The sequence below is a fragment of the Moorella thermoacetica genome (assembly GCF_001267405.1).
Classification (GTDB): Bacteria; Bacillota; DSM-521; order Neomoorellales; family Neomoorellaceae; genus Neomoorella; species Neomoorella thermoacetica.
Genome location: NZ_CP012369.1, coordinates 1,344,958 through 1,359,531, shown reverse-complemented (window position 1 = coordinate 1,359,531; position 14,574 = coordinate 1,344,958). Strand labels below are relative to the sequence as shown.

At 57.2% G+C, this 14,574-nt stretch carries 18 protein-coding genes; 17 read left to right on the top strand and 1 reads right to left on the bottom strand.

Annotated features, from left to right (window positions below):
* Positions 1 to 14 precede the first annotated feature (14 nt).
* The 15 genes from MOTHE_RS06835 to MOTHE_RS06760 all read left to right on the top strand — a co-directional run bounded on the left by MOTHE_RS06835 (position 15) and on the right by MOTHE_RS06760 (position 12,388).
* Complete coding sequence (locus MOTHE_RS06835) at positions 15 to 1,142, top strand: ABC transporter substrate-binding protein (RefSeq protein WP_011392932.1); 1,128 nt, start codon at positions 15 to 17, stop codon at positions 1,140 to 1,142.
* Between the two features lie 475 nt (positions 1,143 to 1,617).
* On the top strand, positions 1,618 to 2,895 hold the full coding sequence (locus tag MOTHE_RS06830; RefSeq protein WP_235551353.1) for a double-cubane-cluster-containing anaerobic reductase: 1,278 nt from the start codon (positions 1,618 to 1,620) through the stop codon (positions 2,893 to 2,895).
* 96 nt (positions 2,896 to 2,991) lie between these two features.
* On the top strand, positions 2,992 to 3,774 hold the full coding sequence (locus MOTHE_RS06825) for an acyl-CoA dehydratase activase (protein ID WP_011392930.1): 783 nt from the start codon (positions 2,992 to 2,994) through the stop codon (positions 3,772 to 3,774).
* Between the two features lie 195 nt (positions 3,775 to 3,969).
* Positions 3,970 to 4,389, top strand: coding sequence for an iron-sulfur cluster assembly scaffold protein (locus MOTHE_RS06820; protein WP_011392929.1), 420 nt, complete (start codon positions 3,970 to 3,972; stop codon positions 4,387 to 4,389).
* Entirely contained in the window at positions 4,352 to 4,774 is a 423-nt protein-coding gene (locus tag MOTHE_RS06815) for a Fur family transcriptional regulator (RefSeq protein WP_011392928.1), read from the top strand. The genes MOTHE_RS06820 and MOTHE_RS06815 overlap by 38 nt, the downstream gene beginning before the upstream one ends.
* Positions 4,775 to 5,131: 357 nt before the next feature.
* On the top strand, positions 5,132 to 6,403 hold the full coding sequence (locus tag MOTHE_RS06810; protein ID WP_053094836.1) for an L-cysteine desulfidase family protein: 1,272 nt from the start codon (positions 5,132 to 5,134) through the stop codon (positions 6,401 to 6,403).
* A 111-nt stretch (positions 6,404 to 6,514) separates the two neighbouring features.
* The gene (locus MOTHE_RS06805) at positions 6,515 to 6,907 is read left to right on the top strand and encodes a DUF5320 domain-containing protein (RefSeq protein ID WP_011392926.1); all 393 of its coding nucleotides are present in this window, start codon (positions 6,515 to 6,517) and stop codon (positions 6,905 to 6,907) included.
* A gap of 152 nt (positions 6,908 to 7,059) precedes the next feature.
* The gene (locus tag MOTHE_RS06800; protein ID WP_011392925.1) at positions 7,060 to 7,443 is read left to right on the top strand and encodes a NifB/NifX family molybdenum-iron cluster-binding protein; all 384 of its coding nucleotides are present in this window, start codon (positions 7,060 to 7,062) and stop codon (positions 7,441 to 7,443) included.
* A complete protein-coding gene (locus tag MOTHE_RS06795) occupies positions 7,437 to 7,799 on the top strand; it encodes a NifB/NifX family molybdenum-iron cluster-binding protein (protein ID WP_011392924.1) in 363 nt (120 codons plus the stop codon). The genes MOTHE_RS06800 and MOTHE_RS06795 overlap by 7 nt, the downstream gene beginning before the upstream one ends.
* A gap of 21 nt (positions 7,800 to 7,820) precedes the next feature.
* On the top strand, positions 7,821 to 7,991 hold the full coding sequence (locus MOTHE_RS06790) for a 4Fe-4S binding protein (protein WP_011392923.1): 171 nt from the start codon (positions 7,821 to 7,823) through the stop codon (positions 7,989 to 7,991).
* Between the two features lie 16 nt (positions 7,992 to 8,007).
* Positions 8,008 to 8,874: an ATP-binding protein gene (locus MOTHE_RS06785; protein ID WP_011392922.1), complete on the top strand. Its 867-nt coding sequence runs from the start codon at positions 8,008 to 8,010 to the stop codon at positions 8,872 to 8,874.
* On the top strand, positions 8,852 to 9,715 hold the full coding sequence (locus tag MOTHE_RS06780) for an ATP-binding protein (RefSeq protein WP_011392921.1): 864 nt from the start codon (positions 8,852 to 8,854) through the stop codon (positions 9,713 to 9,715). The genes MOTHE_RS06785 and MOTHE_RS06780 overlap by 23 nt, the downstream gene beginning before the upstream one ends.
* 228 nt (positions 9,716 to 9,943) lie before the next feature.
* On the top strand, positions 9,944 to 10,186 hold the full coding sequence (locus MOTHE_RS06770) for a FeoA family protein (RefSeq protein WP_053094834.1): 243 nt from the start codon (positions 9,944 to 9,946) through the stop codon (positions 10,184 to 10,186).
* 16 nt (positions 10,187 to 10,202) lie between these two features.
* A complete protein-coding gene (locus MOTHE_RS06765; RefSeq protein ID WP_011392919.1) occupies positions 10,203 to 10,997 on the top strand; it encodes a FeoB small GTPase domain-containing protein in 795 nt (264 codons plus the stop codon).
* Complete coding sequence (locus tag MOTHE_RS06760; protein ID WP_011392918.1) at positions 10,997 to 12,388, top strand: nucleoside recognition domain-containing protein; 1,392 nt, start codon at positions 10,997 to 10,999, stop codon at positions 12,386 to 12,388. The genes MOTHE_RS06765 and MOTHE_RS06760 overlap by 1 nt, the downstream gene beginning before the upstream one ends.
* A 35-nt stretch (positions 12,389 to 12,423) precedes the next feature.
* On the opposite strand, the gene mntR is transcribed toward MOTHE_RS06760, so the two are convergent.
* Positions 12,424 to 12,897 carry a transcriptional regulator MntR gene (mntR, locus tag MOTHE_RS06755; RefSeq protein WP_011392917.1) on the bottom strand — a complete coding sequence of 158 codons (474 nt, stop codon included), beginning with the start codon at positions 12,895 to 12,897 and terminating at the stop codon, positions 12,424 to 12,426.
* A gap of 216 nt (positions 12,898 to 13,113) precedes the next feature.
* Here mntR and MOTHE_RS06750 point away from each other — a divergent pair, with 216 nt between their 5' ends.
* Entirely contained in the window at positions 13,114 to 14,265 is a 1,152-nt protein-coding gene (locus tag MOTHE_RS06750; protein WP_011392916.1) for an aminotransferase class V-fold PLP-dependent enzyme, read from the top strand.
* Positions 14,258 to 14,521 (top strand): putative Se/S carrier protein, encoded by a 264-nt coding sequence (locus MOTHE_RS06745; RefSeq protein WP_011392915.1) that lies wholly within the window; start codon positions 14,258 to 14,260, stop codon positions 14,519 to 14,521. Before MOTHE_RS06750 ends, MOTHE_RS06745 begins: the two co-directional genes overlap by 8 nt.
* Positions 14,522 to 14,574 lie beyond the last annotated feature (53 nt).

Genomic DNA, 14,574 nt, shown 5'->3' with positions numbered 1-14,574 from the left:
GGGAGGGGAAAATCATGTTTAAGCATTTTACCTGTAAATTGGTCAGCCTGCTCCTGGCCATCTTGATCTTGACTGCCGCCCTGGTGGGTTGCGGCTCGCAAGGGAGTGGCCAGAAGGCAACCGGCCAGGCTTCTGCCGGTCAAGCAGCAGCTAACAGGACTATAGTCGATATGGCCGGTCGCCATATTACCGTCCCGGTCGAGATCAAGAAGGTATTTGCCACCAGCCCGGTGGGAACCATTCTGGTTTACACCCTGGCGCCGGAGAAACTGGCGGGATGGAACTATGAGCTAAATGAGGTAGAGAAGAAGTTTATCCTGCCCGAGTACCAGAAGCTACCCAATCTGGGCGGCTGGTATGCCAAGAATACGGCCAACATCGAAGAGATCCTGAGAATTCATCCTGAGGTTATCCTTTCTATGGGCTACATGGATAACACGGCCCGTTCCCAGGCTGACCAGATCCAGGAGCAGCTTAAAATACCGGTGGTGATGGTTGACGGTGAACTGACAAAGCTGGACCAGGCTTATGAGTTTTTAGGCGACCTGCTGGGAGAGAAGCAAAGAGCCAAGGAACTGGCGGCTTATTGCCGGGACACTATCAATGAAGCTGCCGCTAAAGTTAAGGCGATGCCGGCGGACAGGAAGGTCCGAGTTTACTACGCCGAAGGTCCTACCGGGCTGCAAACGGATCCCGCTTCTTCCCAGCATACCCAGGTGCTGGATTTTATCGGCGGCATCAACGTGGCGGCCATTCCACCCCAGCGCGGCCCAGGGGGCATGGGGATGAGCTCCGTCTCTTTGGAACAGGTGCTATCCTGGGATCCCGATGTGATTCTCTTCTGGAACGTAGCCCAGGGAGGCGCCTACGAAACTATCCTTAAAGACCCAAAATGGCAGAACCTTAGAGCTGTGAAAAGCCACCGCGTCTACCAGGTTCCCCACGGGCCCTTCAACTGGTTCGACCGGCCGCCCTCTGTCAACCGCATCATCGGGGTGAAGTGGCTGGCCAATCTCCTTTACCCGGATGTTTTTAATTATGACCTGGTGGCAACGGTCAAGGATTTTTATGCCAGGTTCTACCACTATAACTTATCCGATCAGGAAGCTGATACCCTCCTGGCCGGGGCCAGGGGGAAATAGAGAAGGGGCGGAGCGGGTTTACCCGTCCCGCAGTTTTCCGGCCGGAACATGACGTTGCTATATGGAAAGCGAGGGCATTAAAGTGGAAATTAATGTCGAAGAATTTGATAGGGTCGCCCGGGAGGTATTTGCTCCGGTTTATCCTGTCATTGCGGAACAAATAAAACAAAAAACGGGCATAACTAGAGGTCTACTTATTACAAGATCCACTGATTGATCTTTTAACGGGATTTCGTAGACATCACCAAGCAACGTTCTGGCTCTTTTTTGCAAACCTACTTTTTGGGTACCGCAAACCGCATAACATTACAAAAAGGAATATAAAAAATAAAGGGTATTTTTGGCGCGTCGCGAATTGCTTTTGTGTGGTTTACGTGGGGGGTTACCCTAACGACTGTTAATTATTATTCAGTTAGAGAAGTTAGAGAGGAAATAAGCTGCAGTGCATCAAAAACATTTAAAGGAGTTGATCCCCTTGAGCGACACTTACCGGGAAATGTGGCGCGAGCTTAATATGGACCTGGAGAAACACGACGTTTTTCTGGGGACCCTGCCGGTGGCCTTTGGTGAAGTTTTCTTGCGGCAGGAAAACCGGCCGGCTGGGATGGCTTATTTCGACAATGCCCTGGCCGAGGCCCACGGCGGCCGGATCCAGGAAATCTTGGCGGGGAAAAAGGCCGGAAGGATGGTTGCCGGCACCTTCTGCGTCTTTGCCCCGGAAGAACTTATTTTCGCCGTGGACGGCATCAGCATCGGCCTATGCGGCGGGGCCCAGTTTACCGTTCCCACCGGCGAGCAGGTACTGCCCCGCAACCTGTGCCCGCTGATTAAATCGGCTATGGGCTTTAAACTGGATCGCATCTGCCCCTATTTCCAGGCCGTCGACTTTCTCATCGGCGAGACTACTTGCGACGGCAAGAAGAAGACCTGGGAAATCCTCAACGAATACGTGCCGACTTACGTTATGGAGCTGCCCCAGAAAAAAGGAACGGCCGATCTGACCCTCTGGGAGGGGGAGATTCACCGCCTCAAGGAAGAGATCGAGCACCGCTCCGGCCGGGAAATCACCGCGGACCGGCTGGCATCGGGGATTAAAATGGCCAACGCCCGCCGGGACGCCCTGGCGCGCCTCTACCGGGCCCGCTGGGCCGACCCCGTTCCCATCAGCGGTAAGGACGCCCTGCTCATCTCCCAGCTTGCTTTCTTTGATGACCCGGAACGCTTTACGGCACAGGTAAACAGCCTTTGCGACGAGCTGGAGGATCGCATTGCCAGGGGCGAAGGCGTCGCCAGGAAAGGGGCACCGCGCATCCTGGTTACCGGGACGCCCATGGCCCTGCCTTACTGGAAATTACACCACCTGGTAGAGACAAGCGGGGCGGTAATCGTCGGCGAGGAGACCTGCACCGGCACCAGGTATTTTGCCGGCCGGGTGGCGGAAGACGGCCGGACGGTAGAGGAGCAGGTGAAAGATTTGGCCCGGCGGCTGACGGCCATTAACTGCGCCTGCTTTACACCCAACAAGGAACGGGTGGAGGATATCCTGCGCCTGGTAAGGGATGCCAGAGCCGATGGGGTGATCTATTTCTCCCTCCAGTTCTGCCAGCCCTTTGGCGTCGAGGGCAGGCTGGTGGAAAGGGCCCTCCAGGAGGCAGGGGTGCCGGTGCTGCGCCTGGAAAGTGACTACAGCGAGGAAGACGTAGCCCAGCTCAAGACGCGGATCGAGGCCTTCCTGGAAATGATCGCTTCCTAGCCGCGACAACGCCCTGGCGGCGCTGCCGGGCTATCGCCGGCGTGAAGGATAACGCCGGGAACAAAGGTATAGGATGGTTGAACGGGGTGCAGGGTATTGTTAGTAGTTGGCATTGATGTCGGTTCTACTTCGGCGAAAGCGGTTCTTTTCGACGGACGGATAAAGGTGTATGCCATCCAGCCCACCGGCTGGAGCCCCAGGGAGGCCGGCGCAGAAGTCCTGGCCGAGATCCTGGATAAGGCGGGCTTAAGCCGCCGGGAGGTGGCCAATATCGTCGGCACCGGCTACGGGCGAGTGGCCCTAAACTTTATCGACCAGGCTGTAACTGAGATTACCTGCCAGGCGCGGGGTATTAATTACCTGACCGGCAAGGCAGGGACCATTATCGATATCGGCGGCCAGGACACCAAAGTGATAACGGTCAATGAGCAAGGCAAAGTAGTTGATTTCGTGATGAATGACAAGTGCGCCGCCGGTACCGGGCGCTTTCTGGAAGTAATGGCCACGGCCATGGGAATGGATGTGGACGAACTGGGGAGTTTGCCGGAGAATGTTAACCCGGTCAACATCAGCAGCATGTGCACCGTCTTTGCCGAATCCGAGGTCATTAGCCTTCTGGCCGGCGGGGTGGCCAGGGAAGAGATTGTCGCCGGCCTGCACCGGGCCGTGGCCCGCCGGGTAAAAAGCATGCTGAAAAACACTGCTCCGGCTACGGTGGTTTTTACTGGCGGCGGGGCGAAGAACGAGGGCCTGCGCCGCGCCCTGGCGGCCGAACTGGGAGTAGAGGTGATGGTGCCGGCAGAACCCCAGATTACCGGCGCCCTGGGAGCTGCCATTATCGCCTGGGAAGGGAACGGCGGAGCGGTCGCGCATAATTAGGGGTCAGTGAAATGGCCATTGGAAGGGGCGGGATTACCCGCCCCTTTAGATTTCTGCGGGTCGACTGGCATTATTGCCATAGGTCAAGTCAACGCGAAGAATTAAGTCCATGTTGTTATTGACGTATGGCCAAAACAGGTCTATAATGGCAATAGATTTAGTAATCCTAAACCATCTTCCTGGGGGTAAAAGTCAATGTATGGCGACCTCGTTATAGATCATTTTCTTAATCCACGTAATGTGGGGCGTATAGAAGATGCCGATGGCATAGGTGCTATAGGCGATCCCGGGTGTGGCGATTACCTGTGCATCTATATCAAGGTCCGGGATAACCGCCTGGTCGATGTTAAGTTTCAGGTGCATGGTTGCCCGGCAGCCATAGCCACCAGCAGCATCCTTACGGAGATGGCCCGCGGAAAAACTTTAGAGGAGGGCTTGCGCATTACCGACGCTGATGTAGCGGCAGCCATCGGCGGTTTGCCGGAAGTTAAACTGCACTGCTCCAACCTGGGCGCCAGCGCCCTCCATGATGCAATCCGTAACTACCAGGCAAAAATGCAGGCGGGAGGGCAGCAAAATGGTCGCCGGGGTAGCCCTGGATCCGGAAAAGTTTAAAAAGAGCGAGCGGCGTTTAACCCCCCAGCGCCAGGCGGTGCTTAAGGCCTTTCTGGAATTATCCCGGGAACACCCTACGGCCGAATCTATTTATCATGTAGCCCGGCGGTATTGCCCGACGGTAGGGATGGCTACTGTCTATCGCTCCCTCGATCTCTTTGTCCAGATGGGTATTATTGTAAAGGCCCCGACCCTGAACGGGACGGCCCGTTATGAGATGAACCAAACCCCCCATAATCATTTTATCTGTCTCAAGTGCGGTCGTACCTACGAATTTCGCAGGAGACAGGAACCCCTGGCGGAAAGGGAGATAGAAAAGGCCGGTTTTGAGGTTATCAGTGCTTCAATAATCTTCTTTGGCTATTGTCCCGCCTGTCGTGAATAGATTAGCCGCCTCCCTGGATTCAATCCTTTAAAATACCTCTTTGGCGGTAGAAAGCCCCCGTGACCCCGGAGAAACTCTCCGGGGCTATTTTTATTACCGCGAAATTAGCACTGTTTTTTGGTTTCGAAAATATTGACGTATGCTCTTTATGGCTTTATACTATAGTTAGTGGAGGTGAATAATTAACCCCGAAAATTTAGTACAGGTGTAATGACCTGCTAAATTGATGCGAGTTTTTTAATACTCATAATTTTGGCGGCCCGGCAGGGAAATTAGTTTAACTACGATGCGAGGTGTTTTTCGGAATGCAGTCGGGAGAGGCGGGAGTTCGGGTCGCGTTACAGGGAGTGAATGAACTTGCTTGATCAGCAAACTTTGATAAATTTATTACATCAAGAAGCCGATGTAGCAATCGGGTGTACGGAACCGGTAATGGTGGCCCTGGCCGCTGCTAAAACCAGGGATATGCTGGGTACTTTACCGCGGCTGGTGGACATTTCCGTGAGTTCGGCGGTTTGGAAGAATGCTCGCCGGGTTGGTTTGCCGGGAACCGGAGAGAAGGGCCTGGCAATGGCGGCGGCCATGGGATTGCTGGCGCCGGTAGAGGCAGGCCAGCGCCTGCTGGCCGCTTTAACTCCCGTGCAGGTGGAACAGGCAAAGATATTGGTCCGGGAGGGAGTTGTCAAGGTCGGGGTTGTTGCCGCCAAGGAGGGTTTATATGCCCGGGCTGTGGCCCGGTCCAACCAGCATGAGGCCATAGTCGAGTTAAACGGCAGCCATAAAAACTTCTCGGCCTTATGGTTGGATGGGAGGATGGCAGGAGGCGCAGGAGAGAATTTAAATTTAAAACTGGAAGCGTTGTTGGCGCAGGACTACCAGTCCCTGCTAAAACAAGTTTTATCCCTATCACCGGAGGAGCTATATTTTTTATACCAAGGGGCTGAAGATATTCTAACCTTTGCCCGGGAAATCCATCAAGGCGGTAGGAATCCCCTTTCCGCCATGGCTTCGTTTTTCAGGCGAACAGAAAGTGGAGGGGAAAGTTTAGAAGTACTTATCCGTAACCTCACAGGTATCGCGGTGGCAGAGCGGATGGCGGGAGCTACATACCCCGTCTTGACCTGCGCCGGCAGTGGGAACCAGGGTATCTTGGCAGCAGTATCGTTGCTATTAGCAGGCCAGGAATTGCGAGCCGGTCCGGAGAGTGTGACCCGGGCCCTGGCAATAGCTCACTTTACCAACATGTATCTGAAGGCCTATACCGGGAAGCTATCACCATTATGCGGGGCAGTGACCGGGGGTGCCGGTGTGGCGGCAGCCATTTGCTGGCTTTTGGAAGGTAGCTGCCAGCAAATCATTAACGCTATGCAAATCGTATTGGGTAATCTTTGCTGCGTTATATGCGACGGAGCCAAGGAAAGCTGTGCTTTAAAAATAAGCACTGCAGCCGTTGAAGCAGTCCGGGCAGGCTACATGGCATGTCAGGGGATAAACCTGGAGGCCGGTACGGGTATTGTGGGCAAAAAGTTGGAGGATACCATGGAGCTGGTTAGAAAGGTGTACCAGGGAGGGCTGGGCGAAATAGATTACTACTTGGGCAAGGTCGATTATCTTCTGTCAACCAACTAATTTGCCGGTAAGGGCTGTTCCTTAGCATATTTTTTTGCATTTATTATTGACTTATGACCAAAATAGTCATATACTAATAATGAACATAAGACCGAAAGGAGGGCAAGGAAGATGCCACGTGGTGACAGGACGGGTCCCTGGGGACTGGGACCCCGGACCGGTCGCGGTGCCGGGTATTGTAACGGTTTCCCTGTACCGGGCTTTATGAATCCAGCCCCCGGCTTTGGACGGGGAGTGGGTCTAGGTCGCGGCCGCGGGCCGGGTTTGGGTCGTAGATTGGCCTGGGGCCTTTTCCCGCCAGCTTATGGCTGGTTGCCGGCAGGCTGGTGGGGTGCACCCTTTCCCGGTGCGGTTCCTCCGCAAGGCACGGCGCCTGATGTGGAATTCTTGAAGCAGCAGGCCGCCATGCTGGAAAGCCAGTTACAGGCCGTTAAGGAACAACTGAAAGCCAGGCAGCAGGATAACCGTGATCAAGATGCACCTGGTCAGGAAGAAGATCTGTAGAGAACGGGTTAAAAGCCAGGGCCGGGACCAATATTGCCCTGGCCCCTTTTTTAAAAATAGCTGGCTTATAATGTTTTCTTGACATATGGCCATAATAGCTATTATAATGCAATTGAACAGATGCCCATTAAGCGAGGAGGGAGGTTGTCAGGATGAAGGTAGCTATTACGGCCCGGGGTAATGACCCTAAGGCAGAGGCCGATCCCCGTTTCGGGCGCTGCCAGTATTTTGTCATTGCCGATGTAGAAAAGGGTACCTTTGAAGCCATAGCCAACGCTAACCAGAATGCCGGCGGCGGGGCGGGCGTCGCTGCTGCCCAGGCACTGGTCAACGCCGGCGTAGAAGTGGTCCTTACCGGCAATGTCGGGCCCAACGCCCTGCGGGTCTTGCAAGAAGCCGGGATAAAGGTTTACTCTACTGCAGCTCCTACGGTTCAGGCAGCGTTGCAGCAGTGGCAGGCCGGGGGCGTTTCCCCTTTATCCCAGGCAACAGTGGGATCTCATTTCGGTATGGGTCGAGGAGGTAACAGATGGTGAAAATCGCCGTAGCAACCGAGGGGCAAATGGTAGCCGAGCACTTTGGCCATTGCTCCCAATACTCCCTTTTTGACATTGAAGGTGGAAAGGTAATAGGCAGGGAGGTTATTACCAATCCCGGGCACCAGCCGGGATTCCTGCCGGGTTTTCTGGCCGACCTGGGGGTTAATTGCGTGATTGTCGGCGGTATCGGCGCCAGGGCGGTAGAACTGTTTGGCGTGAGGGGTATTGAAGTGATAACCGGTGCGAGGGGGCCTGTCGAGGAAGCTGTCAGCGCCTACTTGGGCGGTACCCTCAAAAGCACAGGTAGTACCTGCAGCCATGATCACGAAGGGCATGAGGGCTGCGAACATTAAAAAGCGAGGAGGAGAGATAATATGGCTGCCAGGGTCGACGAGGATAAATGCACCGGCTGCGGCAGGTGCGCGGAAGTATGTCCGGCAGAAGCCATTACCCTGAACGAGGTGGCGATTGTCGATCCCGACGAGTGCCTGGAGTGCGGTGCCTGCGTCGACGAATGCCCCAATGAAGCTATTAGCCTGGATTGAGGTGTGGTGAAGCTTTATGCTTGTAGCAGTGGCCAGTGGTAAAGGAGGCACCGGTAAAACCACCATCGCCGTCAACCTGGCCCTGGCCCTGGCAGAGAAAATACCAGTCCAGGTCCTGGACTGCGATGTCGAGGAGCCTAATGCCCATCTCTTCCTGCAGCCGGTCTTTCAAGATGAAGAGCCTGTGACCCTGCCGGTCCCGGAAGTAGATAATGCCAGGTGCGATGGCTGTGGCAGGTGCAGCGAGGCCTGTGCCTTTCATGCCCTGGCCGTTGCCGGGGGCCGGGTAATCACCTTTCCGGAGATGTGCCACGGCTGCGGCGCTTGTATCTCCGCCTGCCCGCAGGGAGCCCTGGCGGAAAAGCCCCACCGCATCGGAGTGGTAGCCAGGGGCCGGGCGGGTCGGATTGATTTCGTCCAGGGCAAGATTGATGTAGGTGTGCCCCTGGCGCCGCCGGTTATCAGGGCGGTGAAAAAGCAGGCCCGCGGCGAAGGATTGACCCTCCTGGACGCGCCACCGGGCACTTCCTGCCCGGTGGTAGCCGCTGTGAAGGATTGCAACTTTTGCCTGCTGGTGACGGAGCCCACCCCCTTCGGTCTCAACGACCTCCGCCTCGCCGTCGGCATGGTCCGGGAACTGGGTATTCCCTTTGCCGTGGTTATCAACCGGTCCACCCTGGGGGACCTGCGGGTGGAGCGTTACTGCCGCCATGAGGGTATCCCGGTGCTGCTGAAAATCCCCTTTAATAAGAGGTACGCCGCTACCTACGCCCAGGGCAAATGCCTGGTACAAGAATACCCGGAGTGGGCACCGGCCTTTGCCGGCCTCTGGCGGGAAATAGAGAGGTTGGTGGCCCAACATGCAGGAATTGCTGGTAATTAGCGGCAAGGGCGGGACGGGCAAAACATCCATTGTTGCCGCCCTAGCCGCCCTGGCCGCAGATAAAGTCCTGGCCGACTGCGACGTCGACGCCGCCGACCTGCACCTGCTCCTGCGGCCGGAAGTGGAAAGCGTCAATGAGTTTTACGGTTCAAATAAAGCCGTAATTGACGCCGGGATTTGCACCGGGTGCGGGCGATGCCTGGAGGTTTGCCGCTATGAGGCCATTAAGGAGTTACGGGTAAACCCGGTCTTTTGCGAAGGCTGCGGTGCCTGTAAACTGGCCTGCCCATCCGGGGCCATTACCATGGAACCGAACCTGGCGGGGTATTGGTACATTTCCGATACCCCTTACGGCCCCCTGGTCCATGCCCAGTTGGGTATAGCCGAAGATAATTCCGGTAAACTGGTGACGTTAGTGCGCCAGGAGGCCCGGCGCCTGGCGCAAGAAAACAATGCCTCGCTGATTATTACCGACGGCCCGCCGGGCATTGGCTGCCCGGTCATCTCCTCCCTGGCGGGAGTGACCCTGGCCCTGGTAGTAACCGAGCCCACGGTCGCCGGCCGGCACGACCTGGAACGGGTATTAAGTCTCGCCAGCCATTTTAAAGTCCCGGTAGCCGTTTGTATTAATAAATACGACCTGGCACCGGAGAAGACCAGGGAAATAGAGGCCTACTGCCACGATGCCGCCATCACCATCGCCGGGAAAATCCCCTTTGACGCAGACGTGGCCAGGGCCCTGGTAAATGCAGTGCCCCTGACGGCCTGTTCAAGGGGTGCGGCGGCCAGAGCCGTCAGGGCTCTGTGGGACAGCCTGCAGATACACCTGGAAAGGCTTTAAAAATCCCTATCTTAACCCGGAGTCCTATCGCCATGGTCCATTATAACCGCCCTTAAGGGGCGGTTTTCTTTTAGGACAGGAACACCCGGCCCCCGGCCGACATAGCCTAATACCAGAAAGTTGCCTGCCGGCAAGGGTTTAAGAAAAAGGCAAAGATCTAAGTTGCCGGCAACAAGAATCCCGACTTTAAGCAGGCATTTAAGTAAAAGGTTAACAGGGGGTGTGGTCATGGCTGGTAGGTCAATTACCAGTCTCAGCAACCTGGAACCGGGTGCTTTTGGTGAGGTCGTATTGCTGCAGGCCAGGGGCCTTGCCCGGCGCCGCCTCCTTGACCTGGGCCTGGTACCCGGGACTAGGGTGGAAGTCCTGCGCCGCAGCCCCGGCGGCGATCCCACGGCTTTCTGGGTCCGGGGGACGACCATCGCTTTACGCCGAGAAGAGGGGCGCCAGGTCCTGGTAAAGCCGGTTTAAGATAGGGGTGGTCAGAGTGGGACTGACAAAGCGGGCCGCGGGCCGCAATGACAATGACCTGCGGGAAGATTTCTTCCCGCCAGGGGTGACCGGTTATCTCATCGCCCTGGCTGGTAACCCCAATGCCGGCAAGAGTACGGTTTTTAACGCCCTTACAGGTTTAAGACAGCATACCGGCAACTGGCCCGGAAAAACAGTTCTCCTAGCCCGGGGCACTTACAGTCACCGGGAAGAGACCTTTACCCTGGTGGACCTCCCGGGGACCTATTCTTTACTGGCTACTTCCCTCGAGGAACAGGTGGCCCGGGATTTTATCTGCTTCGGTAACCCCAGCGTCACCACCGTGGTCGTCGACGCCACCTGCCTGGAACGAAACCTCAACCTGGTCCTCCAGGTGATGGAAGTTACAACCAGGGTGGTAGTTTGCCTGAACCTCATGGACGAAGCGCGGCGCAAAAATATAGAGATCGACGTCCCGGCCCTCGCCCGGGAACTTGGGGTGCCGGTGGTGCCGGCGGCGGCCCGCAGCGGTGAAGGCCTCTTAGAATTGAAGGAAGCGATTTCCGGGGTGGCCGCCGGGACCATCCCTACTGATCCCCGCCCGGTCGTTTACGATGAAGACATCGAAAGGGCTGCCGTCCGGCTGGCAAGGGAGTTGCGGCCGCTGCTTAAGGGGCGGGTTAATGCCCGCTGGGTAGCCCTGCGCCTGCTGGAGGGCGATGAGGGGATCTTGATGGCGCTCAAGCAACACCTGGGAATCCCTGTCTCCCAACTAGAAGTTAAGCTGCAGCTTAAAGGGGTGCCGGCCTGATGGCTAATATGGAAACCCGGCGGCTCTTAAGCCAGGCCAGGAGCTTGACGGAGGGGCTGGAGGAAAACCTGCGGGACAGGATTGTTACTGCCCTTTATGCCCGGGCGGAGGGCATCGCTGCCCGGGTCATTAAAAAGAACCCTTCCCCGCGCCGTGACTGGGACCGGCGGTTGGATACCGTTTTGACTTCCCGGCTGTGGGGTTATCCCTTAATGCTGATCCTGCTGGCTGCCGTTTTCTGGCTTACTGTTAGCGGTGCCAACTACCCCTCAGCGCTCCTGGGCCGACTCCTCTTCGGTTTCCAGGATATCCTGTCGGGCTTATTTGGCCGACTGGGGGCACCGGACTGGTTGCACGGCATCCTCGTCCTGGGGATGTACCGTACCCTGGCCTGGGTGGTTTCTGTGATGCTGCCTCCCATGGCCATTTTCTTCCCCCTGTTTACCCTGCTGGAAGACCTGGGGTACCTGCCCCGGGTGGCTTTTAATCTGGATCACCTCTTTCACAGGGCCGGCGCCCACGGGAAACAGGCCCTGACCATGTGCATGGGCTTCGGCTGCAACGCCGCCGGCGTTGTCGGCTGTCGTATTATCGAATCGCCCCGGGAGCGTTTAATCGCCATCCTGACCAATAACTTCGCTCCCTGTAACGGCCGCTTTCCGACCCTGATAGCCCTGGCCACCATTTTTCTAGGCGGCCTTGTCGCTCCGTCCGGCAGGGCAGCCGTGGCCGCCCTCAGTGTCGCCGGGATTGTTTTACTGGGTATCCTCCTCATGTTTCTCACTTCCTGGCTCCTCTCCCGGACGATCCTAAAGGGAGTTCCCTCTGCCTTTACCCTGGAACTGCCCCCCTACCGGCCGCCCCAGGTCCTGCGGGTCATTGTCCGTTCCGTCTTTGACCGCACCCTCTTCGTCCTGGCCCGGGCCGTCGTCGTTGCCGCCCCAGCCGGGGCCCTCACCTGGGCCCTGGCCAACATCCACGTGGGGGGAGTCAGTATTATCGCCCACCTGGCGGGGTGGTTGCAGCCCCTGGGGCGGGTCGTAGGCCTGGACGGCTATATCCTCCTGGCCTTCATCCTGGGCCTGCCGGCCAACGAGATCGTCATTCCCATTTTACTGATGGGTTACCTGGCGACGGGCATGCTCACCGACCTGGATAGCCTGGCGGCCCTGGGCAGCGTGCTCACCAGCCACGGCTGGACCACCGTCACCGCCCTGAATATGATGCTCTTTTCCCTCCTGCACTGGCCCTGCACTACCACCCTGCTGACTATATATAAGGAAACTAAGGGCCTTAAATGGCCCCTCCTGGCGGCGTTAATCCCTACCGCCATGGGACTTTTAGCCTGCTTCCTGGTAAAGACGCTGGCAAACCTGGCTGGCCTTTTCTAAAGAAGACGTGGCTGCAGCCCGCCCCGGGGCCGGCGTTAGTCGCTGCTGTGGCGGAATAACCAGGCCCTCAGGTCCTCCAGCCTTTCCCCTTCAGGATACTTGTTGAGGCGGTTCATGGCCAGGAGTTCATCCAGGTATTCAGGATGGGCACGGAAATACTGGACCAGATTGCGGAAAAGGCACATGGTTGGCGGGGTAATATAGTGCTCGATGCCTTCAACCTGTTCCTCAACCCCTACCCGGGCGTTGAAGAGGGTGAGGAAGTCTTTTAACATCTCGTCGCGCCAAACGAGGAAATAACCCGTACGCCTTCCCTTATCGGTCAGGGCGATATGCCGGTATTTTTCATAAATGACAAAGCCGCCTTCGTGAAGCTTCTGGATCATCCGGGTGACAGACGAGGGCTGGATATTCAGGGCTCCGGCCAGGTCGACGGCCCGCACATACCCTTTCTCCTGGATTATCCGATAGATCATTTCCAGGTAGTCCTCCATGCTTTCAGTTAACATGATCCTCCCTCCGGCAAGTGTTTCTCTGTCTCTAAACTTTATGCCGGCGGGCACAGTTTTTAGACCGGGGTTAAAAAAGCTACTCTTAACCGGCAAAACTATAACAAAAAGGCATACTATGGATACAGGGCAAGCAGGAACAACATAGAATAATATAAAAGGATAACAACCCCGGCCCAGCCCGGGCTGTGGAAGGAGAAAGCAGAGGAATAATTGATGATTTATCTCAATAATGCCGCCACCTCCTGGCCCAAGCCGGAGACTGTTTACCAGGCCCACGACGCTTATTTGCGCCATCTCAGCGGCAGCGTCAACCGCGGCGCCGGCGGGGCCTCCCTGGACGCCGGCCGGGCGGTCCTGGAGACCAGGGAACTCCTGGCGGATTTCTTTAACATCCGCGAACCGGAGCAGGTCATCTTCACAGCCAACGCCACCGAAGCCCTCAACCTGGCCCTTCAGGGGTTGCTGGAGCCGGGAGACCACGTGGTTATCAGCAGCCTGGAGCATAATGCCGTGGCGCGGCCCCTGCATACCCTGCAGGATAAGGGGGTCGAATATACCATCGTCAACTGCGACGCCCGGGGCCGCCTCAATCCTTTAGATGTGGAAAGGGCCATCGGCCCCCGGACCAGGTTGATTTGCCTGACCCACGCTTCCAACGTAACCGGCACCATCCTACCTGTCAACGAAGTGGGGGAGATCGCCCGGCGGCATCATCTCCAGTACCTGGTGGATACGGCCCAGACGGCGGGGGAAATCCCCGTGGATGTGGAGGCGGCCGGGATTACCCTGCTGGCCTTCACCGGCCACAAGGGCCTGCTGGGCCCACCTGGGACCGGCGGGCTTTATATCCGTTACCCCGATACCGTCCGGCCCCTGATTTATGGCGGGACAGGCAGCAGGTCCGAACTCCTCACCCAGCCAGAGGTGCTGCCTGATAAGTATGAGAGCGGCACCGTCAATGCCCCGGCCATAGCCGCCCTGGGGGCGGGGGTAAGGTTTATCCGGGAGACGGGCTTGGACAATATCCGCCGCCATACCAGGGAATTGACAGCCCGGCTCCTGGAGGGGTTGCGCCGCCTGCCGGGGGTAACCCTTTATGGCCCCACGGATTCGGGGGAGCGGGTACCGGTGGTTTCATTAAATATCCGCGGCCTCTCTCCCGGGGAGGCCAGCGCCTGGCTGGCGGACCACTATGATATTGTCAGCCGCCCGGGGCTCCATTGCGCCCCCCTGGCCCACCAAACCATCGGCACCCTTAAGACGGGCACCCTGCGCCTGAGCCCTGGCTTTTTTAATACCGCTGCCGAAATCGATGCCGCCCTGGCAGCAATCAAAGAACTGATGGAGGTCATGCAGGGTGAATGAACTGGTTCTTTTGACCTTTCCTTCCACCTTCTACGCCCTCAGGGCGGAAAAGGTTGTCCAGGGGGCCGGCCTCAGGGGCCGGCTGATCCCCGTGCCCCGGGAGCTGAGTTCCCTCTGTGGCCTGGCCCTGGAACTGGACCCCGCTGAAGCCGGCCGGGCCCTCTACCTGCTCCAGGCAACCGGCATTGTGCCGGAAAGGAAGGTGCGGGCGGTAAAGGAAGGGCCCTGCCTGAAGAACATTAGCGATATACTTTAAAGAAAAGGCGCCCACCTGTAATACAGGCGAGCGCCCTGAATTATCCCAAGGGA